Source organism: Saccharothrix syringae (genome assembly GCF_009498035.1).
GTDB lineage: Bacteria > Actinomycetota > Actinomycetes > Mycobacteriales > Pseudonocardiaceae > Actinosynnema > Actinosynnema syringae.
The window spans coordinates 9,736,245-9,763,196 of record NZ_CP034550.1; the positions used below are offsets into that span (position 1 = coordinate 9,736,245).

A 26,952-nucleotide genomic window follows, 5' to 3' on the forward strand; every position below is an offset into this window, starting at 1 on the left:
CACACCCCTCAAGCCGCGTAGTCGCGGAACCCCTTGCCCGTCTTCCGCCCCAACCGCCCCGCCTTCACCAGGTGCTCCAGCAGCGGCGCGGGGGCGAAGCCGGCCTCGCGGAACTCCAGGTACAGCGTCCGCTCGATCGCCAGCGACACGTCCAGCCCCACCACGTCCAGCAGCTCGAACGGCCCCATCGGCAACGAGCAGCCGACCTTCATGGCCTTGTCGATGTCGTCCGCGGACGCGTAGTGCGCCTCCAGCATCTTCACCGCGTCGTTGAGGTACGGGAACAGCAGCGCGTTGACGATGAACCCGGCCCGGTCGCCGCAGTGCACCGGCACCTTGCCCAGGTCCAGGCACACCCGCCGGGCGGTGGCGACGACGTCCGCGGCGGTCGAGATCGTCTCCACGACCTCCACCAGCCTCATCACCTGCGCCGGGTTGAAGAAGTGCAGCCCGACCACGTCGCCGGGCCGCCCGGTGACCGCCGCGCACTCGATCACCGGCAGCGACGACGTGGTGGTGGCCAGCACCGCACCCGGCTTGCACACCTCGTCCAGCGCCCGGAACACGTCCTTCTTGACCGACAGCTCCTCGGCGACCGCCTCGACCACCAGGTCGCAGTCCGCCAGGTCCGAGAACTCGACCACGGGCGTGACGCGGGCCAGCGCGGCGTCGCGCTCGGCCGCCGCCAGCTTGCCGCGCGACACGGCCTTGTCCAGCGACTTGCGCACCTTGGCGACCGCCGCGGACGCCTTGTCCAGCGACCGCGCCCGCAGCACCACGTCGTACCCGCGCTTGGCGAACACCTCGACGATCCCGGTGGCCATGGTCCCGGTGCCGATCACGCCGACCCGCTGCACCTCGCGCGCGGACAGCGCGTCCCCGGCCTCGGCCGGCGTCAGGGCGTCCGGCACGACGACCGGCGAGTCAGGCCCGTCGTAGGTGTAGAAGCCGCGCCCGCTCTTGCGGCCCAGCAACCCCGCCGTGATCATCTGCTTGAGCAGCGGCGCGGGGGCGTGCAGCCGGTTGCGGGACTGGTGGTACATCGTGTCGAGGATCTCGTAGGCGGTGTCCAGGCCGATCAGGTCCAGCACCGCCAGCGGGCCCATCGGGTAGCCGCAGCCGTACCGCATGGCCGCGTCCAGGTCCTCGCGCGTGGCGTAGCGCGACTCGTACATGCGCACGGCGTGGTTGAGGTAGCCGAACAGCAGCGCGTTGGCGATGAACCCGGCCCGGTCGCCCATCACCACCGGCGCCTTGCCCAGCCGCTCGGCGAACGCCACGACGTCGGCCACCACGTCCGGCTCGGTGACGACCGTCCGCACCACCTCGACCAGCTTCAGCACGGGCGCGGGGTTGAAGAAGTGCAGGCCGACGACCTTGCCCGGCCGTCCGGTGTGGACACCGATCTCGGTGATCGACAGCGAGGACGTGTTGGACGCGAAGACCGCGTCGGGGCGGCAGATCCGGTCCAGCTCGGCGAACACGCCCGCCTTGAGGTCCACCCGCTCCGGCACGGCCTCGACGACCAGGTCGACGTCGGCCAGCGCGGTCAGCGAGGTGCCGTACGAGATGCGCGACAGCAGCTCGTCCCGCTCGGCCGCGGTGAGCTTGCCGCCGGCGACCGCGCGGTCGGTCGAGTGCTCCAGGTGGCCCCGCCCGCGGGCCAGCCCGGCGTCGTCCACGTCGACCGCCACGACAGTGACACCGGTCCGGGCGAGCACCTCGGCGATACCGGCGCCCATGGTGCCGAGACCGACGATTCCAACCGTGCTGAACTGGCGCGTCACTGCTTACCTCCCACTCACCGGAGTGGCTACCAGACGGTAACTTGTCGCGACTATCCCACGGTCGTCACTCGTCGTTCCCGTGAGCTTCACCATCGGTATCGAGCAAGTAATCGGTCCAGCGACACGCGAAACCGCACGTGAGAACGCCGTCTCACGCACACCCGGAGGGCACTACTCCCCGAATCCCCCGCCCGCCAGCTCCTCGAACCGCCGCACGGCCTCCGCCGCGTCGGCACCGCTCGCCACGACGCCCACGCTCGCCCCGCCCGGCGCGCCCAGGTTCATCAGCGCCAGCACGGACTTGCCGTCCGCCTCGCCCGTCCCGAACCGCACCACCACCCGGGCGTCGAGCGGGTCGAGGGCGCGCGCCACGAGCGCCGCCGGCCGCGCGTGCAGGCCGGCCTCGTTGGTCAGCAGGACCTCGGCCCGCACCACGTCGACACCCACCTCCTCGCCGGAACCGGCGGAACCGGCGAACCCGGCGGCAGCAGCGCCGACAACACCGCCCGAAGCCCCGGCGGCGGCAGCCACCTCCTCCAGCGACGCACCGCCCTGGGCCCGCACCGCCGCCGCCACCGCGCCCTCCACCAGCGGCGCGTCCACCACCAGCACCGACCCGCCCGCCTCCTCGGCCGCCATGTCGGCCACCATCCGCGCGCTGCCGAGGTCGAACAGCACCACCACCCCGTCCCCGGAGTCGGCCGCCGCCAGGGCGTCCACCACCGCCGCGTAGTCCGTGCCCAGCCCGCCGTCCCCGGTCCCGCCGCACGGCACGATCGCCACCGACGGCGCCATCTGCCCCGCCAGCTCCGCCACCCCGTCCGCCAACCGCCGGCTGTGCGACACCACCACCAGCCCGATCACCGGGCCGCCCCGGCCAGCGCGCCCAGCAGCAGCGCCGTGGACCGCGCACCGGGGTCCAGGTGCCCCGCGCTGCGCTCGCCCAGGTACGACGCCCGCCCCTTGCGCGCCACCAGCGGCACCGTGGACGACGCGCCCTGCTCGGCCGCCTCCGCCGCCGCCTCCAGCACGCCCGCCACCCCGCCGCCGGTCGCGGCCACGGACTCGGCGGCGACCACGGCCGGCGTCAGCGCGTCCACCATGGTCTTGTCGCCCACCTCGGCCTTGCCGCGCGCCACCACACCGTCCAACGCGGACTCCAGCGCCGCCGCCACCGCCGCCGCGTCGAGCACCGCCACGTCGCCGACCGAGGTCGCCGCCCGCAGGAACGCCGTCCCGTACAGCGGCCCGGCCGCACCGCCGACCGTGGAGATCAACGTGGTCGCGGCCAACCGCAGCACCGCACTGGGCGACGCGGGCACCGAGGAGTCCAACTTGGACACCAAAGCCGCGAACCCCCGGTTCAGGTTCTCGCCGTGGTCGCCGTCGCCGATCTCGCGGTCGAGCCGGACCAGCTCGTCCCGGTGCTCGGCCACCACCGCCGCCACCGCCCGCAGCGCCGCCGCCACCGACTCCGCCGTGCACGCCATCACAGCCCCCACCGCAGCGCCGGCGTCCGCACGGGCGCGTCCCACAGCTCCAGCAGCTCGTCGTCGAGCTTGAGCAGGGTCAGCGAGACGCCCTGCATCTCCAGGCTGGTCACGTACGGGCCGACCAGCCGCCGCTCCACCACGATCCCCCGCTCGGCCAGCAGGCGCTCGGCGATGCCGTGCGCCAGGTACAGCTCGATCAGCGGCGTCCCGCCCATGGAGTTGGTGAACAGCAGCACCCGGTCGCCCGCGGTGAACGGCAGGTCCTCCAGGACCGGCTCCAGCAGCGCGGGCACCAGCTCGTCGGCCGGCCCCACCGGCACCCGCCGCCGCCCCGGCTCGCCGTGGATGCCGATGCCCAGCTCCATCTCGTCGTCGCCCAGCGTGAACGACGGCTCGCCCGCGTGCGGCACGGTGCACGCGGTCAGCGCCAGCCCCATGGACCGCACCCGGCCGACGACCCGCCGCGCCAGCGCCTCGCACCCGTCGAGGTCCACGCCGCGCTCGGCCGCCGCGCCGACGACCTTCTCCAGCAGCACGGTCCCGCCCACGCCGCGCCGCCCGGCCGTGTAGAGGGAGTCCTTGACCGCCACGTCGTCGTCGATCACCACCGTGCGCACGTCCACCCCGTCGGCGGCGGCCAGCTCGGCGGCGGTCTCGAAGTTCAGCACGTCACCGGTGTAGTTCTTGACGATCAGCAGCGCACCGGCACCGCCGTCGGTCCGCGCCACGGCCGCCGCGACCTGGTCGGGCGTGGGCGAGGTGAACACCGCGCCCGGGCACGCCGCGTCGAGCATCCCGCGCCCGACGAACCCGCCGTGCAGCGGCTCGTGCCCCGACCCGCCGCCGGAGATCACGGCCACCTTGCGCGGCACCGGCGCGTCCGCGCGCACCACCACGGCCGGGTCGTACTGGACGTCCAGCAGGTCGGCGTGCGCGAGCGCCATGCCGCGCAGCGCGTCCGCCACCACGGTCGCCGGATCGTTGATGACCTTCTTCACGGGTGACCTCCGCTCGGGGGTGGTCACCCATTCCTACTCCACCCGACTGCCCCCAGAAAGCCGGCCGCGGAAAGCCGGCGTCAGCGGCCGTGGAGCACGCGCACCAGCCGCAGCACGTGCTTGACGGTGCGCGAGCCGCGGTCGTAGGTCATCGGGTCGAGCAGGGCGGAGAACCGCTTGCGGGCGACGGCGTGGGCGTAGGTGAACTCGCGCAGCCCGTCCTCGCCGTGGATGCGGCCGAACCCGGAGTCGCCGACCCCGCCGAAGGGCAGGCCGGGCACCGACGCGTAGGCCAGCACCGAGTTGACCGACACCATGCCGCAGCGCAGCCGGGCCGCCAGCTCCTCGCCCCGGCCGCGGGAGAACACCGCGGCGCCCAGGCCGTAGGGCAGGGCGTTGGCGCGCCGCACGGCCTCGTCGGCGTCGGCGACCCGGTTGACCACCAGGGTCGGCCCGAACGTCTCGTCGGTGACGGCGAGGGAGTCCTCCGGCACGTCCACCAGCACCACGGGCTCCACGTACGGCGGCCGGATCGACTCCGGGCCGCCCACGACGGCCCGCCCGCCGCGCTCCAGGGCGTCCTCGACGTGCTTCTGGATGACCTCCACCTGCTTGGGCATGGTGATCGGCCCGAAGTCCGCGCCGGGCTCGCCGCCGGGCCGCAGTTTGCCCGCCTTCTCCGCGACCAGCGCGACGAACTCGTCGTGCACGGCGTCGGCGACGTAGACCCGCTCCACGCCCGCGCACGTCTGCCCGGAGTTGAAGATGCCGCCCCACACCGCGGCCTCGGCCGCCGCGCGCACGTCCGCGTCCTCGGCCACGATCAGCGGGTCCTTGCCGCCGCACTCGACCAGCACCGGCGTCAGCGACGAGGCGCACGCGGCCATGACCTTCTTCCCGGTGGGGGTCGAGCCGGTGAACGCGAGCTTGTCCACCCCGGCCCGGCACAGCGCCGCGCCGGTGTCGCCGAACCCGGTGACCACCTGGAGCACCGGGAACTCGGGTACCACCTCACCGAGCGTGGCGGCCAGGAACACGCCGACGCCGGGGGTGAACTCGGAGGGCTTGAACACCACGGCGTTGCCCGCGGCCAGCGCGTAGGCGATCGACCCCATGGGGGTGAACGCCGGGTAGTTCCACGGCCCGATCACGCCGACCACGCCGAGGGGCCGGTACTCCAGGGTCGCGGCGAAGTTGTACATGAGCATCCCGGGCGAGACCTTGCGCCTGCCGAGCACCTTGGGCGCGTGCCTGGCCGCCCAGTGCAGGTGGTCGATGACCAGCGCCAGCTCCACGCGCGCGTCGTCGGCCGACTTGCCGGTCTCCGCGCAGATCAGCTGCTGGAACTCGTCCAGTCGCTTGACCAGCAGCTTGCGCCACGCGTCCAGCCGGGCGCGCCGCCCGTCGAAGCCCAGGTCGGCCCAGAACGCCGCGGCGCCGCGGGCGACCCGGACCGCCTCCCGCACCTCGGCCTCGGTGGTGACCGGGTGGTGGCCGACGACCTCGCCGGTCCGCGGGTCGAGCGAGGCGAACCGCTCGCGCCCGTCGTCGCCCCGCGCGGTGGTGGTGGTAGCGGTCTGCGTCATGGGGACCTCCAGGCGCGGCACGGGTGTTACCGAACAGTAACGGGTAACTGCCCGTGATGTCAGCCCCCGTTCAGGCCCGGGGGATCTTCCCGACCAGCGCCTTCGCGAAGCCGACCGCCGCGGCGCACCGGTCGAACTCGACCTCCTCCGGCCCGGCCGACTTCACCCGGACCACCTCGCCCTCGTCGTCCGCCTCGGTCCGCTGCACCCAGGTGACCTCGCAGGACGGGAACGAGGTCCGCGCGGACACCTGGTAGCCCTTCACCCCGCCGCCGAGGTCGACCTCGGTCTGGGCGTCGTCGAACTTGCGGTCGTCGGGCACGAACGTGCGGCGCAGGTCCAGCGTCAGCTCGCGGTCCTTGCCCGCCCACGAGCAGTTGTGCAGCCCGTACGGGAACACGTCGGGCTCGCGGCCGACCGCCGCCTCCACCGCCGCCGCGTCCGGCAGGGCGCACGGGTCCAGGGTGATCAGCGAGCCCTTGGCGGGCGTGATCACGCCCTTGCGCGCCTTGACCTGGTTGACCACCGACTCGGCGACCTTGCGGCCGGGCGCGCACGCGTCGCCGTCCTTGTAGCCGATCTGGACGGAGATGCCCAGCCCCGGCTGCTCCTGGGTGATCACCGAGACGAAGCAGGCGCTGTTGTCCAGGGTCTGCTCGTGGCTGCGCAGGCCGGCGAGCTGCTTGTCGGCGTCGGCCAGCTCCACGGTCATGGTCTGGCCGATCTCGACGGTGACCGCGAGGTCCTTGCCCGAGCCGTCCTTCATGAAGTTCGAGCACCGGCTGAACCCGGTGCGGGACTCCACGCCGGGCTCGCCGAGCTCGTCGAGCAGTTCTTCCGCGAGCACCGCGCAGGGGTCGACCAGCCGCAGCCTGTCCGCGGCGAACACCGGGTCGACCGGCTGCCCGACGGGCGCCTTGGCGGTGGTCGGGGCGCCGGTGGTCGCGGTGGCGTTCCCGACCGCGGCCGGGATGGTGCTGCGCGGGAAGGTGCGCTTGGCCAGGTCCGGCCCGGCGCAGCCGGCCAGCAGGAGGAACGCGCTCAGGACGGCCACCAGACGGGTCACGACGTGCACGGTAGCGACCGGTTGCGCCATTCGGGGCGGGAACCCTGTGTCAGTGCTCACGGCGACCTTCGGGAACGATTCAGAAGATCATCGCGCTGTACCCGGTGGACCGCCGACAACGACGAAAGGAGCACCGAATGCGCAAGCGCGTCCGACGCGCCCTCCGCCGCTTCGACGAGTGGACGGTCGAGGCGTTCAACCCCGCCCACGCCGTCCGCCGGACCTACGGCCGGCGCTGATCCCCCTGGTCCGGCACGATGACGGGCCGCAGGGTCGCCCACGCCGCGAACGCCGCGGCCAGCACGACCATGCCGATGCCGGACCACAGGTTGATGTTGAGCCCGTCGGCCTTGGCCAGGTCGGACTCGTCGGTGAAGCCGAGTCCGACCACCACCAGGACCACGCCGTAGAGGGCGAAGAGCACCGCGATCACCAGCCGCAGGTCGAACAGACCGGCCTTGCGCGCCATGGTGACCTCCTCCCGAATTGAAGTCCGGCCGTCAGCCGAAGACGATGTTGAGCACGAGGGTCAGGACCAGCACGCCCGCGCCGAGCAGCACCGGCGAGCGGTACCAGCCGGCGTCGTCGCCGGTGGTGGAGTGCCTGCGGTCCTCCTTGGGCGTGAGGCTGTAGACGAGCCCGCGCAGCCGTTCCTCGGGCACCGGCCGGGTGAACAGGGTGACCGCGACGCTGACCGCGATGTCGACCACGAACGCCACGCCCGCGCCGAGGAAGCTCGCGCCCTGGCCCGGCAGGTCCAGCACGCCGGTCTCGGCCATCACGAACACCGCCACCGCGGCGAGCGTGCCCGCGACCAGGCCGGACCAGCCGGCAGCCGCCGACATGCGCTTCCAGAACATGCCGAGGATGAAGGTGGCGAACAGCGGCGCGTTGAAGAACGAGAACAGCGCCTGGATGTAGTCCATGATGTTGCCGTAGCCGGCGGCCAGGAACGCGGTGCCGATGGCGATCACCGTGCCGCCGATCGTGGCCAGCCGGCCGATGCGCAGGTAGTACTCGTCCGGCCGGTCCTTCTTGACGTAGTCCTGCCACAGGTCGTAGGTGAAGACCGTGTTGAACGAGGACACGTTCGCCGCCACGCCGGCCATGAACGAGGCCAGCAGACCCGTGATCGCGACGCCCAGCATGCCGTTGGGCAGCAGCTCCTCGATCAGCGCGGGCAGCGCGTTGTTGTAGACCACGCCCTGGCTGTCGCCGCCGGCCTTGAGCGCCTGCAGCTCCGGCACGACCAGGGCGGCGATGATGCCGGGGATGATGATCACGAACGGGATCAGCGCCTTGGGGTACGCGCCGATGATCGGCGTGCGCCGGGCCGCGGACATGCTCTTGGCCGACAGCGCGCGCTGCACCTCGGCGAAGTTCGTCGTCCAGTAGCCGAACGACAGCACGAAGCCCAGGCCGAAGACGATGCCGATCACGCTGAGCACCGGGTTCTCGATGCCGGTCAGCTCGGTGGCGGGCCACGCCGACAGGTTCTCCGTGCCGCCGGGGCCCGCGGTGACGCGCTCGACGAGGCCGTCCCAGCCGCCGACCTTGTGCAGGCCCACGATGGTCAGCGGCAGCAGCGCGGCGACGATCACGAAGAACTGGAGCACCTCGTTGTAGATGGCCGCGGACAGGCCGCCGAGGGTGGTGTAGACGAGCACGATCAGCGCGGCGGCGACCACCGAGAACGGGATCGGCCAGCCCAGCAGCAGGTTCAGCAGGAACGCCAGCGCGTAGAGGTTGACGCCCGCGATCAGCACCTGGGCCGCGGCGAAGCTGATCGCGTTGACCAGGTGGGCGCCCTTGCCGAAGCGGCGGCGCAGGAACTCGGGGACGCTGCGCACCTTGGAGCCGTAGTAGAACGGCATCATCACCAGGCCGAGGAACACCATGGCCGGGATCGCGCCGATCCAGTAGTAGTGCATGGTCGCCATGCCGTACTGCGCGCCGTTGGCGGCCATGCCCAGCAGCTCGATCGCGCCGAGGTTGGCGGAGATGAACGCCAGGCCGGTCACCCACGCCGGCAGCGACCGGCCGGAGAGCAGGAAGTCGAGGCTCGACGACACCGACCGGCGGGCGAGGAAGCCGATGCCCAGCACGAAGACGAAGTAGAGGGCGAGCAGCGTGTAGTCCAGCGGTCCGGCGTCGAGCCTCAGGTCCGCCTGCGCCAGTACGGGCACCCTCGCCCACCTCCCCGATCCAACATCCTCAAACACCAGCGAACACTACTCCACAGCGATCAGGCTGACCGTAGTGCACTCCGGCGCTGTTCGCCGGTTTGAACTACCCCGCGCTAAACCTGAGGTGGGCAGGGGTGCGGAAGATGCCACTACCGGGTGAGGACGAACGGGACCTCGGCGTAGAACGGACCGGACGTGGCGCCGATGGTGACCTGGGTGCCGGCCTCCGCGCCGCGGAAGGACTCGGGCACCCGGACGAGGGCCCCGACGAACCGCCCGACGGCGTCGGCCGTGGTGTCGCCGACGCGCTCGCCGTGGAAGGTGAAGACCACGCGACCGTGGGCGGGGTACCCCTCGCCGCTGAGCCGCACCTCGGCGGCCACCGGCCCGGCGAGGGGCTGGGCCGCCAGGCGGGCGGAGGGCGGGGTGACCGCGGTGGTGCTGGTGCCCGCCGGGAGGGGCGCCGCGGTGAGGGCGGGCGGCCCGGTCGGGGTGGGCAGGGCGACCTTGGGCGCCTCGGCGCAACCGGCGAGCAGCAGGACCAGCAGCAGGGCGGCCGGGTGGGGTCTTCGTCTTCGTCTTCGCACAGCGCCTCCCCGGGCCCGTGGAACGAGGGGGTAGAGCGTATATCGGCGAATCGCCCACGCGACGCGGCCGAACGGGCGCATGACGGCGGGGTGCCGTTAGCCGGAAACGCCGCCGGTGACCCACATTTTTGCGGATCACCGGTGCGAGCGGGGAAGCAATCCGACCCACGCGGTGACGGCCCACCTGCCCGTGGCCGACGGGGGCACGGCGTCGCGGTTGAGCTCGGCGCGGCACCTGTCCAGCTCCGCCTCGACGACCTGGAGGTGGGCCGCCGGGGACTGGAGGTGGCGCACCAGGTCGGTCCTGGGCAGCTGCACCGGGTTTCCGGGGGCGCTGGGCGTCGGGTGCACGTCCGACGCCGCCCGCGAGGCGCGCCGGCGGCGAGCAGACCAGCCGGACCTTCCGGGAGCGGTGCTCTGGCCCGGTTCGCGGTCGCCGCCGGTGAACCGGGCGCCAATTGATCCGCGCTGCCGCCGATCCCCGTCCAGCGTCGTCCACCGGAGCGATGCCACGGTCATCCCGGGTCTTCCTCGCACCAAGTCGCGGACAAGGGACCCGTGGTGCTCCACGGCGTGGTTCCAGCCGAGCGGTGGAAGCACGGCCGCGTTGCGGCGCGAGCCGTGAGAGGCGCGGAGGGGTGTTGCGGGTTCGAGCCCGCAACACCCCTCCTGCGGCCGGCCGGATCCCCGGTGGCTAGAACAGCCGGAACTCGTCCGGTTCGATGCCGCGCAGCGCGTCGTAGTCCAGGACCACGCACCGGATACCCCGGTCCTCCGCCAGCGTCCGCGCCTGTGGCTTGATCTGCTGCGCCGCGAACACCCCCTTCACCGGCGCCAGCAACGGGTCGCGGTTGAGCAGTTCCAGGTACCTGGTCAGCTGCTCCACCCCGTCGATCTCGCCGCGGCGCTTGATCTCGACCGCCACGGAGCCCCCGGAGGCGTCGCGGCACATCAGGTCGACCGGGCCGATCGGGGTCGGGAACTCGCGGCGGACCAGGGTCCAGCCCTCGCCCAGCGTGGTCACGTGCTCGGCCAGCAGCTTCTGCAGGTCCGCCTCGACGCCGTCCTTGACCAGGCCCGGTTCGGGGCCCAGCTCGTGCTTGGAGTCGTGCAGGACCTCGGCCAGGGTGATGATCAGCTTCTCGCCCGCCTTGTTCTGCACCACCCACATGTCCGGCTCCTCGATGAGCCAGCACGGCGGGCTCATCCAGTTCAGCGGCTTGTACGCGCGGTCGTCCGAGTGGATCGACACCGAGCCGTCCGCCTTGATCAGCAGCAGCCTCTGCGCCATCGGCAGATGGGCGGTGAGGCGTCCGACGTAGTCGACCTGGCAGCGAGCGATGACGAGGCGCACGGCCGACAGGCTACGGGGTGCGAGCGCCGGGGCACCGGCAGGTACCGTCGGCCGACGTGTCCCCACCACGCCGGCTGCTGCGCACCAAGCCCCTCGACCGGATGACCGAGGAGGGCGCCCGCACACCGCTGCGCCGCACCCTCGGCCTCGTGCCGCTGGTCGCGCTGAGCGTCGGCGCCACGCTGGGCACCGGCATCTTCGTCGTGCTCGGCCAGGCCGCGCCGGTGGCGGGGCCCGCGGTCGCGGTGTCGTTCGCGGTGGCGGCGCTGGCCGCGCTGTTCTCCGCGCTGTCCTACGCCGAGCTGGCGGGCGCGGTGCCGCTGTCCGGGTCCGCCTACTCCTACACCTACGCCACGCTGGGCGAGCTGGTCGCCTGGGTCTGCGGGTGGTGCCTGCTGCTGGAGTACGGCGTGTCGGTGGCCGCGGTCGCGGTGGGCTGGAGCGGGTACCTCAACGCGTTCCTCGACGCCACCCTGGGCGTCCGGCTGCCCGAGGCGCTGACCGGCGGCGTGGTGGACCTGCCCGCGGCGGTGGTCGTGCTGCTGGCCACGGCGGTGCTGCTGGGCGGCGTGCGGGAGAGCGCGGCGGTGACCACGGTCACGACGGCGCTCAAGGTGGCCGTGCTGGTCTTCTTCGTGGTGGTGGCCGTGGTCGGGTTCCGCGCCGAGAACCTGGCGCCGTTCGCGCCGGCCGGGGTCGCGGGCGTCACGGGCGCCGCCTCGCTGGTGTTCTTCTCCTTCATCGGCTTCGACGCCGCGTCCACGGCGGGCGAGGAGGCCCGCGACCCGCAGCGGGACCTGCCGCGGGCCATCGTCATCTCACTGGTCCTGGTCACCGCCGTGTACGTGCTGGTGGCGCTGGCCGCGGTGGGCGCGGTCGGGGTGGACGCGCTGGCCGACTCGGACGCCTCGCTGGCCACGGTGCTGGAGCGGGTCACCGGCTCCGCCTGGCCCGCGACCGTGCTGGCGGCCGGCGCGGTGGTGGCGATCGCGTCGGTGGTGCTCACCGTGCTGTACGGGCAGACGCGGGTGCTGGTCGCCATGTCCCGCGACGGCCTGGTGCCCGCGGTGTTCGCGCGGGTGGGCGCGCGGCGCGTGCCGACGGTGAACACGCTGGTGGTCGGCGCCGTGGTGGCGGTGCTGGCCGCGCTGGTGCCGCTGGGGCAGCTCGCGGAGGCCACGAGCATCGGGACGCTCGTGGCGTTCGGCCTGGTCAACGTCGGCGTGCTGGTGCTGCGGCGCACCCGGCCGGACCTGCCGCGCTCGTTCCGCGTGCCGTGGTCGCCGGTGGTGCCGCTGCTGGGCCTGGGCATGTGCGCGCTGCTGGTGGCGGGGCTCGCGCCCGCGACCTGGGTGGCGTTCGGCGCGTGGTCGGTCGCGGGCCTGGTGGTGTACTTCGCCTACGGCCGGCACCGGTCGAAGTTGGCACAGGGAGAGTGATCGTGGAGACCCTCGGCACGCGCGAGGTGTACGCGAACCCGTGGATGGTGGTCCGGGAGGACGCCATCGGGCGCGCGGACGGGACGACCGGCATCTACGGCGTGGTGGACAAGCCGCACTACGCGCTGGTGATCCCCATGGACGGCGAGCGGCTGCGGCTGGTCGAGCAGTACCGGTACCCGCTGGGCATGCGGCGCTGGGAGTTCCCGCAGGGCACCGCGCCGGACCGGGCCGACCTGCCGCCCGCGGCGCTGGCCGAGCGCGAGCTGCGCGAGGAGACCGGGCTGCGCGCGGGCCGCCTGGTGGAGCTGGGGCTGCTGGACGTCGCCCCGGGCATGTCCAGCCAGCGCGGCCGGGTGTTCCTGGCCACCGAGCTGACCGAGGGGGTGCACGAGCGCGAGCACGAGGAGCAGGACATGCGCTCGGCGTGGTTCCAGCGGGCGGAGTTCGAGGCGATGATCGCCCGCGGCGAGATCACCGACGCCCAGTCGATCGCCGCCTACACCCTGCTCCTGCTGCACGAGCACGCGCAGCCGTGAGGCCCGGGGTCGCGCCGCACCGCAGGTCGGCGTGACCCCCGACCCGGATCGACGGGGGTCCACGGCCGGCCCGGTGCGGTCAGTCCGACCACACCGCCGGGCGCTTCTCCAGGAACGCGGCCATGCCCTCCTTGGCCGCGTCGGTCTGCGACGCCGCGGCCATGACCTCCAGCGCGATCGCGTACGCGTCGGCCTCGGGCCGGTCCAGCTGGGCGTAGATCGTCTGCTTGCCGAGCGCCTTGCTGGCCCGGCTGCCGCGCGTGGCCCGGTGCAGCAGGTCGGCCACGGCGTCGTCCAGCTCCGCGGCGGGCACCACCCGGTTGACCAGGCCCCACCGCTCGGCGGTGCGCGCGTCCACCGGGTCACCGGTCAGCGCCAGCTCCATCAGCCGCTTGCGCCCGACGGCCCGCGCCACCGGCACGGCCGGGGTGTGGCAGAACCAGCCGCCCTTGCCGCCGGGCAGCGCGAAGGCCGCCTCCTCCGCCGCGACGGCCAGGTCGCACGAGGCGACCAGCTGGCAGCCCGCCGCGGTGGCCAGGCCGTGTACCCGGGCGATCACCACCTGCGGCACGGACTCGATGGCGCGCATCAGGTCCGTGCACAGGGTCAGCAGCTCGCGCACGCCCTCCAGGTCGCGCGCGGCGACGTCGGCGAAGTCGTGCCCGGCGCAGAACACCGGCCCCTCGCCCGCGAGCACGACCCCCACCGCGTCGGACGCGGCGACGTCCTGGAACGCGGTCAGCAGCTCGACCAGGTGCTCCCCGGACAGCGAGTTGCGCCGCGCGGCGCGGTCCATGGTGATGCGCACGACGTCATCCGTGCGCTCGACGCGGATGTGCTGGTACTCGGCCATGGGGGGACCGTATCCGGCGGGGCAACCTCCCCGCTCGGCGTCGCGGCCGCGGGGTCGCTGGGGTCGCTGCCCGCGCCGGCCGGCATGACTTGCCCGATCGTGGCGCGCGACGGGACCGGCGGTGGGCCCGGCCGGCCGCGGAACGCGCCCTGGCCGACGGCAACGGCCGCGGTGCGGACCTGCCGGCCTGGTCCGCCCACGCCCGCGGGCCGACACCGCCTAAAGCCCCCGCGCCTCCCGCACCACGGTCACGATCTCGTCCATGATCTGCGTCAGCTCGTAGTCCTTGGGCGTGAACACCCGCGCGATCCCGCGCTCCCGCAGCTTGGCGGCGTCGTCGGGCGGCACGATCCCGCCGACCACCACCGGCACGTCGCCGGCACCCGCCGCCCGCAGGCCGTCGACCACGGCGGGCACGACCTCCAGGTGCGAACCGGACAGGACGGACAGCCCCACCACGTGCACGTCCTCCTGCACGGCGGCCGCCACGATCTGGGCCGGGGTGAGCCGGATGCCCTGGTAGACCACCTCGAAGCCGACGTCGCGGGCCCGCACGGCGACCTGCTCCGCGCCGTTGGAGTGGCCGTCCAGGCCGGGCTTGCCGACCAGGATGCGCAGCCGCTCCCCCAGTTCCTCGCCGACCGCGCGGACGCGCTCGCGCACCCGCCCGATCCCGGCATCCGACTCACCGGACGCCGAGGCCGCGGACACGCCCGTGGGCGCCCGGTACTCGCCGAAGGTCTCGCGCAGCGCCGACGCCCACTCGCCGGTCGTCACGCCCGCCTTGGCGCACGCGATGGTGGCCTCCACGAGGTTCTCGTCCGTCCCGGCCGCGGCCCGCAGCCGGTCCAGGGTGGAGCGCACCAGCGCGTCGTCCCGGCCGGCCCGCCACTCGCGGATCGCCTCGACCGCGTGCCGCTCCACCGCCGGGTCGACCTGCTCGATCGCGTTCGCGCCCTCGGCCTGCAGCGGCGAGGGCTCGGTGGTGGCGAACCTGTTCACGCCCACCACGACGTCCTCACCGGACTCGACCCGGCGCCTGCGCTCGGCCAGCGAGGACACCAGCGCGGACTTCATGTACCCGGACTCGACGGCCGCGACCGCGCCGCCCATCGCCTGCACCCGGTCGATCTCGGCCCGCGCGCCCGCCACCAGCTCGGCGACCTTGGCCTCCACCACGTGCGAGCCCGCGAACAGGTCCTGGTACTCCAGCAGGTCGGTCTCGTAGGCCAGCACCTGCTGCATGCGCAGCGCCCACTGCTGGTCCCACGGCCGGGGCAGGCCCAGCGCCTCGTTCCACGCGGGCAGCTGGATCGCGCGGGCGCGGGCGTCGCGCGACAGCGTCACGGCCAGCATCTCCAGCACGATCCGCTGCACGTTGTTCTCCGGCTGGGCCTCGGTCAGCCCCAGCGAGTTGACCTGCACGCCGTAGCGGAAGCGGCGGTGCTTGGGGTCGGTGATGCCGTACCGGTCGCGGGTGATCTCGTCCCACAGCTGGACGAACGCCCGCATCTTGCACATCTCCTCGACGAACCGGACCCCGGCGTTGACGAAGAACGAGATGCGCGCGACCACCTCACCGCGCCGCTCCTGCGGCACCTGGCCGGAGTCGAACACCGAGTCGAGCACCGCGATCGCGGTGGACAGGGCGTAGGCCAGCTCCTGCACGGGCGTCGCGCCCGCCTCCTGGAGGTGGTACGAGCAGATGTTGATCGGGTTCCACTTCGGCGCGTTCGCCACGGTCCACGCCACCACGTCGGTGATCAGGCGCAGGCTCGGCCCGGGCGGGAACACGTACGTGCCGCGGGACAGGTACTCCTTGATGATGTCGTTCTGCGTGGTGCCGGCCAGGGTCGCGCGGTCCGCGCCCTGCTCCTCGGCCACGCTCACGTACAGCGCGAGCAGCCACATGGCCGTCGCGTTGATGGTCATGGAGGTGTTGGCGTCGCCCAGCGGGATGCCGTCGAACAGCTGCCGCATGTCGCCGAGGTGGCTCACCGGCACGCCGACCTTGCCGACCTCGCCCCGGGCCAGCTCGTCGTCCGGGTCGTAGCCGGTCTGCGTGGGCAGGTCGAAGGCCACGGACAGACCGGTCTGGCCCTTGGCCAGGTTGCGGCGGTACAGCTCGTTGGAGGCGGCGGCGCTGGAGTGGCCCGCGTAGGTGCGCATCACCCAGGGGCGGTCGCGATCGCGGTCGGCCGGGTACGGCACGGCAACCTCCCTACGTCGTTGTTGCCCGTAGCGTACTGACGGGTAACTCACACGCGGCGTGCCGTTGCTCACTGAATCGAAGCCGGGGCACGATGGTGGGCGTGACCGCGCTCACGCCGTTCCTGGTCCTGCTGGTCGTGCTCGGCGTGCTGGGCACGGTGCTCTACTGGGCGTTCGGCAACGACCGCCGCGGCGTGCCCGACCACACGGGCACCGACTTCGGGCTGCTGGTCGAGGTGGCCGCGGTGCCCACGGTCGAGGCGGCGGACGTGCTGGCCTCGCGGCTGCGCCGGGCCGGGATCAGGGTGAGCGTGGTGCGCCGCGGCGGGGTCCACCTGCTGCTGGTGTTCCCCGCCGACGCGCCGGACGCGAAGCTGCTGGTGCGCTGAGTCGGCCTCGGCCGCCGACCCGCTCGGCCGCCGACCCGCTCAGCCCACGACCCGCTCAGCCGCCGACCCGCTCCACGGTCGCCCCGAGGTTGCGCAGGTTCTCCACGAACCCCGGGTAGCCGCGCTCGACGTGGAACACCTCGTACACCTCGGTCACCCCGTCCGCGCACAGCCCGGCGAGCACCAGCCCCGCCCCGGCGCGGATGTCCGAGGCCCACACGGGCGCGCTGGACAGCCGCTCCACCCCGCGCACCACCGCGTGGTGCCCGTCGGTCCGGGCGTCGGCACCGAGCCGCACCATCTCCTCGATGAACCGGAACCGCGCCTCGAACAGGTTCTCGGTGATCATCGACGTGCCCTCGGACACGCTGGACAGCGCGATCGCGAACGGCTGGAGGTCGGTGGCGAACCCCGGGTAGGGCAGCGTCACGAAGTCCACCGACCGCGGCCGGTCGTGCTGGACCACGCGGAACGCGTCGCCCTCCAGCGTGGTGACCTCGGCGCCGGCCGTGCGCAGCTTCTCCAGCACCAGGTCGAGGTGGTGCGGGTCCACGCCGCGCACGGTGATGTCGCCGCGGGTCATCGCGGCGGCGAACGCCCAGGTGGCGCCGACGATGCGGTCGCCGATCACGCGGTGCTCGGTCGGGCGCAGCGACTCCACCCCGTGCACGGTCAGCGTGGACGTGCCCGCGCCCTCGATCTTGGCGCCCATCTGCTGGAGCATCACGCAGATGTCGACGATCTCCGGCTCGCGGGCGGCGTTGTCGATGACCGTGGTGCCGTTGGCCAGCACCGCCGCCATCAGGATGTTCTCGGTGGCGCCGACGCTGGGGAAGTCCAGCCAGATCTGCGCGCCGTGCAGGCCCTCGGCCTCGGCGACCACGCAGCCGTGCTCGATCTCGCTGTGCGCGCCGAGCTTGCGCAGGCCGTTCTGGTGCATGTCCAGCGGACGCGAGCCGATGGCGTCGCCGCCGGGCAGCGCGACGACCGCGCGCTTGCAGCGGCCCACCAGGGGGCCCAGCACGCACACCGACGCGCGGAGCTTGCCCATCGCCTCGGAGTCGGCGCGGTGGTTGAGCTCCGCCGGTGTGGTGATGGTGGCCACGTCACCGGTCAGCGTGACCTCGCAGCCCAGGCTGCGCAGGACGTCCGCCATCAGCGGGACGTCCAGGATCTCCGGGCAGTTGGTGATCGTGGTGGTGCCCTCGGCCAGCAGCGCCGCCGCCATCAGCTTCAGCACGCTGTTCTTCGCGCCCACGACGTCGACCTCGCCGACCAGGCGCGCACCGCCCTGGACCCGGAAGTGCTCGCTCACTTGGGGAACTCCTCGCTCGTCGTGCCGCAATCCTACGGAGGGTCTTGATCGTGCCCGTCCGCGGAGGCGGGTTCGGTGGTGCGCACCTGTCCTAGAGTGCCGGGTATGGCCGTGCACCTGACGAAGATCTACACCCGCGTCGGCGACGACGGGACCACCGGGCTCGGCGACTTCTCGCGCGTGCCCAAGACCTCGCCGCGGATCGCCGCCTACGCGGACGTGGACGAGACCGGTGCCGCGCTCGGCGTCGCGCTGGCCCTCGGCTCGCTCGCGCCGGACGTGACCGAGGTCGTGCGGCGGGTGCAGAACGACCTGTTCGACGTCGGCGCGGACCTGTCCACGCCGATCGCGCCGGACCCGAAGTACCCGCCGCTGCGGGTCACCCAGCCGTACGTGGACCGCCTGGAGTCCTGGTGCGACGAGTTCAACGCCCGGCTGGGCAAGCTGGACTCGTTCATCCTGTCCGGCGGGACGCCCGGCGCCGCGCTGCTGCACCAGGCCCGCACCGTGGCCCGGCGCGCCGAGCGCATGACGTGGGCGCTGGTCGAGGCCGAGCCCGACACCACGAACCCGCTCGCGGCCAAGTACCTGAACCGGTTGTCCGACCTGCTGTTCATCCTGGCGCGGGTGGCCAACCCGGACGGTGACGTGCTCTGGCGGCCCGGGGACAACGCCTAGCTCAGGACGCCCAGGGGATCGAGCGGCCCGGGGGCGCGGACTCCAACCAGGACAGGAAGCCGGTCAGCGCGTCCGGGCCCATCGCGATCTCCACCTCGCCCCGGGCGCCGCTGCACCGCAGCACCACGGCGCCGGAGGGCATGGCGTAGGTCTCGGGGGGCGCGGGCTCGCGGCGGTCGTCGATCTCGAAGCCGTCGCGGGAGATCACCACGTCCGGGCCGGTCCGCAGGCTCAGCACCCGGAACCAGGCGAACTCGTCACCGCGGTAGTGGCCGACACCCAGGTGCCAGCCCCGGCCGGAGGGATCAAGCCGGGACCTCAGCGCCACGTGCACGCCACCGGCCCGCAGCACGCGGACCCGGCGCCACGCGAGGTACGCGAGGACCACCACCGCGACGAACAGGACCACCCCGACGACTTCGGCGATCCCCACGGCGCTCGTCCGCCCGTCCGCGTCAGGCCGTCTGCCCCGCGGCGCGCAGCCGCGCGCTGGCCCGGGCCTTCTCCGCGTCGTCGCCGCTCGCGGCCTTCGCCCGCGCCCGCTCGACGTCGATCTCGCCGGACAGCTCGGCCGTCTCGGCGAGGATGCTCACCCCGTCACCGGTCACGGAGAGGAACCCCCCGTGGACGGCGGCCGTCACGACCTCGCCGTCGGTGGTGCGGATCCGGACCACGCCGCCCTCCACGAGCTGGCCCAGCACGGGCTCGTGGCCCGGCAGGATGCCGATCTCGCCTTCGAGCGTCTGCGCGACCACCGTGGTGGCCGTGCCGGACCACAGGCGGCGTTCCACGGCGACCAACTGGACGGTCATCTCGGCCACGCGCATCTCCCTCGTCTACGGAGTCGAGGAGCAGTCTAAACGGTGGCCCCTACCGAGCGCCGCACCAGGCGTCCTCAGGCACCCCCTACGTGAGGTACCACCCGCCCGGCGGTCGCTCCAACGGCCGTGATCGCGACCGCGCCCAGGGCCGCGACGAGGGCGAACGCGTAGAAGCCCCACGGATAGGCCACGCCCGCCGTGAGCAGCGCCCCACCCAGCACCGGCCCGCAGATCGCGCCGACGCGGCCGACGCCGGCCGTCCACCCGAGACCGGTCGCCCGGTTCGCGTCGTCGTAGGTGCGACCGACGTAGGCGTACACCAGCACCTGCGCGCTGAACACGAAGCACCCGGCCACCAGCACCGCCAGGTACACGCCCACCGTGGGCAGCTTCACGCTCAGCAGGCCCAGCGCCACCGCGGAGGCCAGGAACCAGCCGATCGTCGACGGCCGCACGCCGAACCGGTCGGCCACCGCGCCCGCGACCACCAGGCCGACCACCGCGCCGACGTTGAGGGTCAGCAGCAGCCCCAGCGCCGCGCCCAGCGGGTAGCCCGCCGCGCGCATGATCTGCGGCAGCCACGTGTTGAGCCCGTAGACCAGCAGCAGGCCCATGAACGAGGCCACCCAGAACGCCAGCGTCGCCCGCCACAGGCCGGGCCGGAACAGCGAGCCGACGGCCTGCTTGGCGGGCGTGCCGCGGAACGCCGTGGACTCGGGCAGGAAGAACACCATCAGCGGCACCAGCACGAGCGCCGGGGCCGCGCCGAGCACGAACAGCGCCCGCCAGCCCATCGAGGGGAGCACGGAGATGCCCAGCAGCGCGGTGAGCACGGCGCCCACGTGGTAGCCGGTCATGACGAACGTGGTGGCCCGGCCGCGCTTCGAGGCGTCGGCGAACTCGTTGACCAGCGCGATGGCCGTGGGCAGGCAGCCGCCCAGGCCCAGGCCCGCCAGGAAGCGCAGGCCGCCGAACACCTCCACCGACGGCGCGGCCGCGCACAGCAGGGTGAACAGCGAGAAGCTGCCCACCGACGCGATCAGCGCCTTGCGGCGGCCGATGACGTCGGTGACCGTGCCGATGGCCATCGCGCCCAGCATCATGCCGACCAGGCCCGCGGTGGACACCGCGGACGCCGAGGCCGGGGTCAGGCCCCACTCGCCGCGTTCCAGCAGCACCGGCAGGACGGTGCCGAGCACCACCAGGTCGAAGCCGTCGAGCAGCACCGCCGTCCAGCCCAGCGGGAGCACCCATCTAGTCATGCGCAGAGGGTGAGGCGTGTCACCGGCGCACCGGCAGGTCCCTTCCCGGTCAGTGGAAGACTTCGACGCGTGACCACGCCGAAGTCCTCCCTGGAGCGCGCGTTCGCGCTCCTGTCGGTGTTCACCGTGGACCGCCCGGCGATGACGCTGTCCGAGCTGAGCCGCCGCTCCGGCCTGCCGCTGAGCACCACGCACCGGCTGGTGGCCGCGCTGGTGGAGCTGCGCGCCCTGACCCGCAACCCCGACGGCGGCTACTCGGTGGGCCTGCGGCTGCTGGAGCTGGGCGCGCTGTCGCCGGGCAGCCTGGGCCTGCGCGACCGGGCGGTGCCGTTCCTGGAGGACCTGTACGAGGTGACGCGGCACAACGTGCAGCTGGCCGTGCGGGACGGGCTGGAGGTCGTCTACGTCGAGCGGATCTCCGCGCGGGACGCGGTCAACGTGGTGACGCGCGTGGGCAGCCGGATGCCGTTGCACTGCACGGGTGTCGGCCTGGTGCTGCTGGCCGCGGCACCGGCGGCCGTGCAGGAGGAGGTGCTGGCCGGGCCGCTGAGGCGGTTCACCGAGCGGACCATCGTGCGCCCGGCCGAGCTGCGGGAGGTCCTGGCCCGCGTGCGCCGCGACGGGTACGCGATCAGCGACCGGCAGATCGAGCTGATCACGTTCTCGGTGGCGGCACCGGTGCGGGACGCGGCCGGCGACGTGGTCGCGTCGGTGTCCGTCGTGGTGCCGACGGGGACGCGCACGGACACCGTGGTGCCCGCGGTGCGGGCGTGCGGGCTGGCGATCTCGCGCGCGCTGGGCTGGGCGTCGGCCTGAACGTGGAACTCGGGGGTCCCGGAGGTTCGACACGACGGGGCTGGGGGTTCGACTCGCGCGGGTCAGGGGGTGACGGGCCGCCCCGACTCGCACAGGGCCACCTCGCCCGCCACGAGGGCGTCCAGGGCGCTCTCGATCCGCCGGGCCAGCGCGGGCTTCACCAGGCGGCGGGCGGCGTCGGGGGTGTGCAGGCCGACCGAGCGGATCTCGGGGTCGGTGGGGTCGATCCCGGCCACCTCCTCGGCGGTGACCAGGCCGCCGTCGAAGACGAACGCCAGGCCCTCGGGCATCGGCCCGTCGGCGGGCAGGTGGTCGATCACCAGCAGGCGCCCCAGCGGGCGGTGCAGGCGCAGCTCCTCGGCCACCTCGCGCACCGCCGCCCGCCACGGCGCCTCGCCCGCGTCGACGGCCCCGCCGGGGATCTCCCAGGTGCTCTTGTAGGTGGTCTCGACCAGGAGCACCCGGCCGTCCCCGTCCCGGAACAGGACGCCGGCGGAGGCGCGCTTGCGGTGCAGCGAGGCCGCGTACTCCTCGAACGGCAGCAGGTCCACGGCGCGGCAGGCTACCGGGCGCGGGTGAACCGCCGGTGGTGGCGCCGAAAAGCCCGGAGGGCCGTTCCCGCGCGCGGGAACGGCCCTCCGGTGGAACCCCGGCTCAGTTGCCGGCGAGCTTCTTGGCGTTGGCCTCGACGTCGTCCAACCCGCCGCAGGAGAAGAACGCCTGCTCCGGGTAGTGGTCGAACTCGCCCTTGCACACGCGGTCGAACGCCTCGATCGTGTCCTTGATCGGCACGAACGACCCCGGCTGACCGGTGAACTTCTCGGCCACGATGAAGTTCTGGCCCAGGAAGCGCTCCAGGCGACGCGCCCGGCCGACGAGGACCTTGTCCTCTTCGGAGAGCTCGTCCATGCCGAGGATCGCGATGATGTCCTGCAGCTCCTTGTACTTCTGCAGGATCCGCTTCACCTCCTGCGCCACCCGGTAGTGCTCCTCGCCGACGATGGTCGGCTCCAGGATCCGGGAGGACGAGGACAGCGGGTCCACCGCCGGGTAGATGCCCTTCTGGGAGATCGGACGGGAGAGCTCCGTCGTCGCGTCCAGGTGGGCGAAGGTGGTGGCCGGCGCGGGGTCGGTGTAGTCGTCCGCGGGCACGTAGATGGCCTGCAGCGAGGTGATCGACTTGCCGCGCGTCGAGGTGATGCGCTCCTGCAGCTCACCCATCTCGTCCGCCAGCGTCGGCTGGTAGCCCACGGCGGACGGCATGCGGCCCAGCAGGGTCGACACCTCCGAGCCCGCCTGGGTGAACCGGAAGATGTTGTCGATGAACAGCAGCACGTCCTGGTTCTGCACGTCGCGGAAGTACTCCGCCATGGTCAGCGCGGAGAGCGCGACGCGCATGCGGGTGCCCGGCGGCTCGTCCATCTGACCGAACACCAGGGCGGTGTCGCCGAGCACGCCCATCTCCTCCATCTCCAGGAGGAGGTCGGTGCCCTCACGGGTGCGCTCGCCGACGCCGGCGAACACCGACGTGCCGGAGAACTCGCGGGCGATGCGGGTGATCATCTCCTGGATGAGCACCGTCTTGCCCACGCCCGCGCCGCCGAACAGGCCGATCTTGCCGCCCTTGACGTACGGGGTCAGCAGGTCGATGACCTTGATGCCCGTTTCCAGGATCTCGGTCTTGCCCTCCAGCTGGTCGAACGACGGCGCCTTGCGGTGGATCTCCCACTGCTCGCCGTCGCGGCCCAGCCCCGGCTGGTCGAGGCAGTCGCCCAGTGCGTTGAACACGTGGCCCTTGACGACGTCGCCGACCGGCACGCTGATCGCGGCGCCGGTGTCGCTCACGGTCGCGCCGCGGACCAGGCCGTCGGTGGGCTGCATCGAGATGGTGCGGACCAGGTTGTCGCCCAGGTGCTGGGCGACCTCCAGGGTCAGCGTCTTGGCCACCGCTTCGTAGGTGATCTCCACGTGCAGGGCGTTGAACAGCTCCGGCACCGCGTCGCGGGGGAACTCCACGTCGACGACGGCACCGATCACCCGGACCACACGGCCGGTGCGGGTGGTGGTGGCAGTAGCACTCATGTCACTCATCACTTCCTGCGCCACCGGTAAGCGCGGAGGCGCCACCGACGATCTCGCTGATCTCCTGGGTGATCTGGGCCTGACGGGCCGCGTTCGCCTGGCGGCTGAGGTTGCGGACCAGCTCGGTGGCGTTGTCCGTCGCCGCCTTCATCGCGGTCCGCCGCGCCGCCGACTCCGAGGCCGCCGCGTCCAGCAACGCCGAGAAGAGCCTGGTCTTGACGTACTTCGGGAGCAGCGCGCTGAGCAGCACGTCGGCGCTGGGCTCGAAGGAGTACACCGACTGGAGCCTGGTGGGCTCCGGGTCGTAGTCGACGACCATCGGCGCGATCCGCTTGGCCACCGGCTGCTGGCTCAGCATCGACTTGAACTCGGTGTAGACCACGTGCAGCTCGTCCACACCCAGAACGCCGTCGGGGCCCGGATTGTTCCCCTGGTCGTCGCTGCCCGCGACGAACGCCTCCACCAGCGCGTCGCCCGCCTCGGCGGCGTTGACGTACTGGGGCAGCTGGGAGAACCCGGTCCAGTCGCCGGCGATCTCCCGCCGGCGGAACCGGTAGTAGCCGACGCCCTTGCGGCCGATGACGTAGAGCACGGGCTCCTTGCCCTCGGACCGCAGCAGCGAGAACAGCTCCTCGGCCGCCTTGAGCACGTTGGCGTTGTAGCCGCCGCACATGCCCTTGTCGCTGGTGATGACCAGCACGCCGGCGCGCTTGGGCTGCTTGCGCTCGGTCAGCAGCGGGTGGTCGAGGTTGGCCGACGCCGTGGCCAACGACGACAGGACGCCGGTGATCTCGTCCGCGTAGGGCCGCGACGCCTCGACCCGCTGCTGGGCCTTTGCCAGCCGGGACGTGGCGATGAGCTCGTACGCCTTGGTGATCTTCTTGGTCGAGTTGACCGAGCGGATCCGCTGGCGCAGCTCTCGGATCTGGGCCGCCATGCCTACGTCACTTCTCGGTCGGGGCCGGTCGGTTGACCTTCACCGACTCCTGCCCGACCTTGTCGGCGTCCATCGCGGTGGCCGGCGCGTCGTTCACGACCGGGGCGCCGCCGGACGGGGTGAACTGCTTCTTGAACGCCTCGACCGCGTCGACGATGCCCCGCTCGGCGTCGTCCGAGAGCACCTTGGACTCGCGGATGCCCGACAGGATCGCCTCGTGGTTGCGGCGCACGTGGTCCAGGAACTCCGCCTCGAAGCGGCGGACGTCGCCCACCGGCACCGAGTCCAGGTGGCCCTTGGTGCCGAGGTAGATCGAGACGACCTGCTCCTCGACCGGCACCGGCTGGTACTGGCCCTGCTTGAGCAGCTCGACCAGGCGGGCGCCGCGGTCCAGCTGGGCGCGCGAGGCGGCGTCCAGGTCGGACGCGAACGCGGAGAACGCCTCCAGCTCGCGGAACTGCGACAGGTCCAGGCGCAGCGAGCCGGACACCGTCTTCATCGCCTTGATCTGCGCGGCGCCACCGACGCGGGACACCGAGATGCCCACGTTGACGGCCGGGCGCACACCGGCGTTGAACAGGTCCGACTCCAGGAAGCACTGGCCGTCGGTGATCGAGATGACGTTGGTCGGGATGTAGGCCGACACGTCGTTGGCCTTGGTCTCGATGATCGGCAGGCCGGTCATCGAGCCGCCGCCCATGTCGTCGGACAGCTTCGCGCAGCGCTCCAGCAGGCGGGAGTGCAGGTAGAAGACGTCGCCCGGGTACGCCTCGCGGCCCGGCGGGCGGCGCAGCAGCAGCGAGATGGCGCGGTACGCCTCCGCCTGCTTGGTCAGGTCGTCGAAGACGATCAGGACGTGCTTGCCCTGGTACATCCAGTGCTGGCCGATGGCCGAGCCGGTGTAGGGGGCCAGCCACTTGAAGCCCGCGGAGTCGGACGCCGGGGCGGCCACGATGGTGGTGTACTCCAGCGCGCCCGCCTCCTCCAGCGCGGCCTTGACGCCCGCGATGGTGGAGCCCTTCTGGCCGATGGCGACGTAGACGCAGCGGACCTGCTGCTGCGGGTCGCCGCTCTCCCACGCCTTCTTCTGGTTGATGATCGTGTCGATGCAGACCGCGGTCTTGCCGGTCTTGCGGTCGCCGATGATCAGCTGGCGCTGGCCGCGGCCGATGGGGGTCATCGAGTCGATGGCCTTGATGCCGGTCTGCATCGGCTCGCCCACCGGCTGGCGCTGCAGCACGGTCGCGGCCTGCAGCTCCAGGGCGCGGTTGTCGTCGGCCACGACGTCGCCGAGGCCGTCGATCGGCTGGCCGAGCGGGTTCACCACGCGCCCGAGGAAGCCGTCGCCGACGGGCACGGAGAGCACCTGGCCGGTCCGCTTGACCTCCTGGCCCTCTTCGATCTTGTCGAAGTCGCCCAGGATGACGGCGCCGATCTCGCGCACGTCCAGGTTCAGGGCGACCCCGAGCACGCCGCCGGGGAACTCCAGCAGCTCGTTGGTCATGGTGCCGGGCAGACCCTCGACGATGGCGATGCCGTCGTAGGTCTCCGCGACGACGCCGACCTCTTCCCGGCTGACTTCCGGGGAGTAGGTCGAGACGTACTTCTCGATCGCACTGCGGATCTCGTCCGACGAGATCGTCAGCTCCGCCATGTCGTTCCTGCTCTCACTTCTCGCTTGGAGGAAAGGGGCTTGTGGGCCGCGGTTCCGGTTGGGTCAGCCGGCGAGGTCGCGGCGCAGTGCCGCCAGCCGACCCGCCACGCTGCCGTCGATGACCTCGTCGCCGATCTTGATCAGCAGGCCGCCGCGCAGCGCGGGGTCGACCTCGACGTGGAGGGCGATGGGTCGGGAGTAGATCCTGGTCAGGGTGGCTTCGAGGCGCTCCTGCTGCGCCGCGTCCAGTTCAACCGCAGAACGGACGTGGGCGACGGATCGTTCCCGGCGCTTGGCCGCGAGCGCCGCGAGGTCGCCCAGGCCGTTGACGACGCCGCGGCCGCGCGGTGCGCGGACGAGCTGGTCCACCAGGGACTTGGTGGTGGCGTCGACCCTGCCCTCGATGAGGCTGTCGACCAGCGCCACCTTGCCCGCCGGGTCGGCGCCCGGGTCGGACAGTGCCAGCTCCAGCTCGTGGTTGCCGGCGATGATGCGGCCGAGCCGGAACAGCTCGTCCTCGACCGCGTCGAGCCGGCCGGCGCGCTCCGCCCGCACCAGCAGCGTGGTGCGGGCCAGCGACTCGACGCCGTCCACCAGCTCGCGCGGGCTGGACCAGCGGGAGGTGACGACCAGCGCCAGCACCTGCAGCGTCGGGTCGGCGACCTTGCCGCCGAGCAGGCCGCGCAGCAGCTGCTCGCGCACCGCGGGGTCGGCGGCGTTGTCGGCCAGCGCGCGGCGCAGCGCGGGCTGGCCGGACAGCAGGCCGACGACCGCGAACAGCTCGTCGCCCAGCGTGCCCAGGGCAGCGCTGTCCTCGGTGGCGTCGACGACCTCCAGCAGCCGCAGTTCGGCGGCGGCCAGGGCGTCTCGGCTAGCGGCGTGCAGCGTCATCGGCGTTC

Annotated in this window: 27 protein-coding genes; 5 read left to right on the forward strand and 22 right to left on the reverse strand. The window is 72.7% G+C overall.

Features of this window, described 5'->3' with window-relative positions; genetic code table 11:
• Positions 1-8: 8 nt before the first annotated feature.
• The 11 genes from EKG83_RS40985 to nucS form a co-directional block, all read right to left on the reverse strand.
• Entirely contained in the window at positions 9-1,787 is a 1,779-nt protein-coding gene (locus EKG83_RS40985) for a 3-hydroxyacyl-CoA dehydrogenase family protein (protein ID WP_033432760.1), read from the reverse strand.
• A 171-nt stretch (positions 1,788-1,958) separates the two neighbouring features.
• The gene (gene dhaM, locus EKG83_RS40990; RefSeq protein ID WP_033432761.1) at positions 1,959-2,651 is read right to left on the reverse strand and encodes a dihydroxyacetone kinase phosphoryl donor subunit DhaM; all 693 of its coding nucleotides are present in this window, start codon (positions 2,649-2,651) and stop codon (positions 1,959-1,961) included.
• Positions 2,648-3,277, reverse strand: a complete 630-nt coding sequence (gene dhaL, locus EKG83_RS40995; protein ID WP_033432762.1) for a dihydroxyacetone kinase subunit DhaL — start codon at positions 3,275-3,277, stop codon at positions 2,648-2,650. Before dhaL ends, dhaM begins: the two co-directional genes overlap by 4 nt.
• Positions 3,277-4,278 carry a dihydroxyacetone kinase subunit DhaK gene (gene dhaK / locus EKG83_RS41000; protein WP_033432763.1) on the reverse strand — a complete coding sequence of 334 codons (1,002 nt, stop codon included), beginning with the start codon at positions 4,276-4,278 and terminating at the stop codon, positions 3,277-3,279. Before dhaK ends, dhaL begins: the two co-directional genes overlap by 1 nt.
• 80 nt (positions 4,279-4,358) lie before the next feature.
• Positions 4,359-5,864 (reverse strand): aldehyde dehydrogenase family protein, encoded by a 1,506-nt coding sequence (locus EKG83_RS41005; RefSeq protein ID WP_033432764.1) that lies wholly within the window; start codon positions 5,862-5,864, stop codon positions 4,359-4,361.
• A gap of 70 nt (positions 5,865-5,934) precedes the next feature.
• Positions 5,935-6,930: a DUF3558 domain-containing protein gene (locus tag EKG83_RS41010; protein ID WP_153278750.1), complete on the reverse strand. Its 996-nt coding sequence runs from the start codon at positions 6,928-6,930 to the stop codon at positions 5,935-5,937.
• A 223-nt stretch (positions 6,931-7,153) separates the two neighbouring features.
• Entirely contained in the window at positions 7,154-7,399 is a 246-nt protein-coding gene (locus EKG83_RS41015; RefSeq protein WP_033432766.1) for a hypothetical protein, read from the reverse strand.
• Positions 7,400-7,430: 31 nt separating this feature from the next.
• A complete protein-coding gene (locus EKG83_RS41020) occupies positions 7,431-9,116 on the reverse strand; it encodes a sodium:solute symporter family protein (RefSeq protein WP_033432767.1) in 1,686 nt (561 codons plus the stop codon).
• A 149-nt stretch (positions 9,117-9,265) separates the two neighbouring features.
• Positions 9,266-9,703: a hypothetical protein gene (locus EKG83_RS41025; RefSeq protein WP_033432768.1), complete on the reverse strand. Its 438-nt coding sequence runs from the start codon at positions 9,701-9,703 to the stop codon at positions 9,266-9,268.
• 135 nt (positions 9,704-9,838) lie between these two features.
• Positions 9,839-10,222 (reverse strand): hypothetical protein, encoded by a 384-nt coding sequence (locus EKG83_RS41030; protein WP_153278751.1) that lies wholly within the window; start codon positions 10,220-10,222, stop codon positions 9,839-9,841.
• Positions 10,223-10,397: 175 nt separating this feature from the next.
• Complete coding sequence (nucS, locus tag EKG83_RS41035) at positions 10,398-11,057, reverse strand: endonuclease NucS (protein WP_033432770.1); 660 nt, start codon at positions 11,055-11,057, stop codon at positions 10,398-10,400.
• A 101-nt stretch (positions 11,058-11,158) separates the two neighbouring features.
• Here nucS and EKG83_RS41040 point away from each other — a divergent pair, with 101 nt between their 5' ends.
• A complete protein-coding gene (locus EKG83_RS41040) occupies positions 11,159-12,496 on the forward strand; it encodes an amino acid permease (RefSeq protein WP_084716745.1) in 1,338 nt (445 codons plus the stop codon).
• 2 nt (positions 12,497-12,498) lie between these two features.
• Positions 12,499-13,035, forward strand: a complete 537-nt coding sequence (locus EKG83_RS41045; RefSeq protein WP_033432872.1) for an NUDIX domain-containing protein — start codon at positions 12,499-12,501, stop codon at positions 13,033-13,035.
• Positions 13,036-13,114: 79 nt separating this feature from the next.
• Here EKG83_RS41045 and EKG83_RS41050 read toward each other — a convergent pair whose 3' ends face one another.
• Both EKG83_RS41050 and EKG83_RS41055 read right to left on the reverse strand, forming a co-directional pair.
• Complete coding sequence (locus EKG83_RS41050) at positions 13,115-13,888, reverse strand: enoyl-CoA hydratase-related protein (RefSeq protein WP_033432771.1); 774 nt, start codon at positions 13,886-13,888, stop codon at positions 13,115-13,117.
• A gap of 219 nt (positions 13,889-14,107) precedes the next feature.
• Positions 14,108-16,099, reverse strand: a complete 1,992-nt coding sequence (locus EKG83_RS41055; protein WP_033432772.1) for a methylmalonyl-CoA mutase family protein — start codon at positions 16,097-16,099, stop codon at positions 14,108-14,110.
• 92 nt (positions 16,100-16,191) lie between these two features.
• On the opposite strand from EKG83_RS41055, the gene EKG83_RS41060 reads away from it, so the two are divergent.
• Positions 16,192-16,488, forward strand: coding sequence for a hypothetical protein (locus EKG83_RS41060; RefSeq protein WP_033432773.1), 297 nt, complete (start codon positions 16,192-16,194; stop codon positions 16,486-16,488).
• Positions 16,489-16,543: 55 nt separating this feature from the next.
• On the opposite strand, the gene murA is transcribed toward EKG83_RS41060, so the two are convergent.
• Positions 16,544-17,803, reverse strand: a complete 1,260-nt coding sequence (gene murA, locus EKG83_RS41065) for a UDP-N-acetylglucosamine 1-carboxyvinyltransferase (protein ID WP_033432774.1) — start codon at positions 17,801-17,803, stop codon at positions 16,544-16,546.
• Between the two features lie 105 nt (positions 17,804-17,908).
• Between murA and EKG83_RS41070 the strand changes: the two genes are divergently transcribed.
• Positions 17,909-18,481, forward strand: a complete 573-nt coding sequence (locus tag EKG83_RS41070) for a cob(I)yrinic acid a,c-diamide adenosyltransferase (RefSeq protein WP_033432775.1) — start codon at positions 17,909-17,911, stop codon at positions 18,479-18,481.
• A 1-nt stretch (position 18,482) separates the two neighbouring features.
• Here EKG83_RS41070 and EKG83_RS41075 read toward each other — a convergent pair whose 3' ends face one another.
• The 3 genes from EKG83_RS41075 to EKG83_RS41085 all read right to left on the reverse strand — a co-directional run bounded on the left by EKG83_RS41075 (position 18,483) and on the right by EKG83_RS41085 (position 20,564).
• Positions 18,483-18,914 carry a DUF2550 domain-containing protein gene (locus EKG83_RS41075; RefSeq protein ID WP_033432776.1) on the reverse strand — a complete coding sequence of 144 codons (432 nt, stop codon included), beginning with the start codon at positions 18,912-18,914 and terminating at the stop codon, positions 18,483-18,485.
• Positions 18,915-18,936: 22 nt separating this feature from the next.
• Entirely contained in the window at positions 18,937-19,302 is a 366-nt protein-coding gene (locus tag EKG83_RS41080) for a F0F1 ATP synthase subunit epsilon (RefSeq protein WP_033432873.1), read from the reverse strand.
• A 74-nt stretch (positions 19,303-19,376) separates the two neighbouring features.
• Positions 19,377-20,564 carry an MFS transporter gene (locus EKG83_RS41085; RefSeq protein WP_033432777.1) on the reverse strand — a complete coding sequence of 396 codons (1,188 nt, stop codon included), beginning with the start codon at positions 20,562-20,564 and terminating at the stop codon, positions 19,377-19,379.
• Between the two features lie 69 nt (positions 20,565-20,633).
• Between EKG83_RS41085 and EKG83_RS41090 the strand changes: the two genes are divergently transcribed.
• A complete protein-coding gene (locus EKG83_RS41090; RefSeq protein WP_033432778.1) occupies positions 20,634-21,380 on the forward strand; it encodes an IclR family transcriptional regulator in 747 nt (248 codons plus the stop codon).
• Positions 21,381-21,442: 62 nt separating this feature from the next.
• On the opposite strand, the gene EKG83_RS41095 is transcribed toward EKG83_RS41090, so the two are convergent.
• The 5 genes from EKG83_RS41095 to EKG83_RS41115 all read right to left on the reverse strand — a co-directional run bounded on the left by EKG83_RS41095 (position 21,443) and on the right by EKG83_RS41115 (position 26,944).
• On the reverse strand, positions 21,443-21,931 hold the full coding sequence (locus EKG83_RS41095; protein WP_033432779.1) for an NUDIX domain-containing protein: 489 nt from the start codon (positions 21,929-21,931) through the stop codon (positions 21,443-21,445).
• 103 nt (positions 21,932-22,034) lie between these two features.
• Complete coding sequence (gene atpD / locus EKG83_RS41100) at positions 22,035-23,471, reverse strand: F0F1 ATP synthase subunit beta (protein ID WP_211269163.1); 1,437 nt, start codon at positions 23,469-23,471, stop codon at positions 22,035-22,037.
• Positions 23,464-24,399, reverse strand: coding sequence for a F0F1 ATP synthase subunit gamma (locus tag EKG83_RS41105; RefSeq protein ID WP_033432781.1), 936 nt, complete (start codon positions 24,397-24,399; stop codon positions 23,464-23,466). The genes atpD and EKG83_RS41105 overlap by 8 nt, the downstream gene beginning before the upstream one ends.
• A gap of 7 nt (positions 24,400-24,406) precedes the next feature.
• Positions 24,407-26,053, reverse strand: coding sequence for a F0F1 ATP synthase subunit alpha (gene atpA / locus EKG83_RS41110; protein WP_033432782.1), 1,647 nt, complete (start codon positions 26,051-26,053; stop codon positions 24,407-24,409).
• A 63-nt stretch (positions 26,054-26,116) separates the two neighbouring features.
• On the reverse strand, positions 26,117-26,944 hold the full coding sequence (locus tag EKG83_RS41115; protein ID WP_033432783.1) for a F0F1 ATP synthase subunit delta: 828 nt from the start codon (positions 26,942-26,944) through the stop codon (positions 26,117-26,119).
• Positions 26,945-26,952 lie beyond the last annotated feature (8 nt).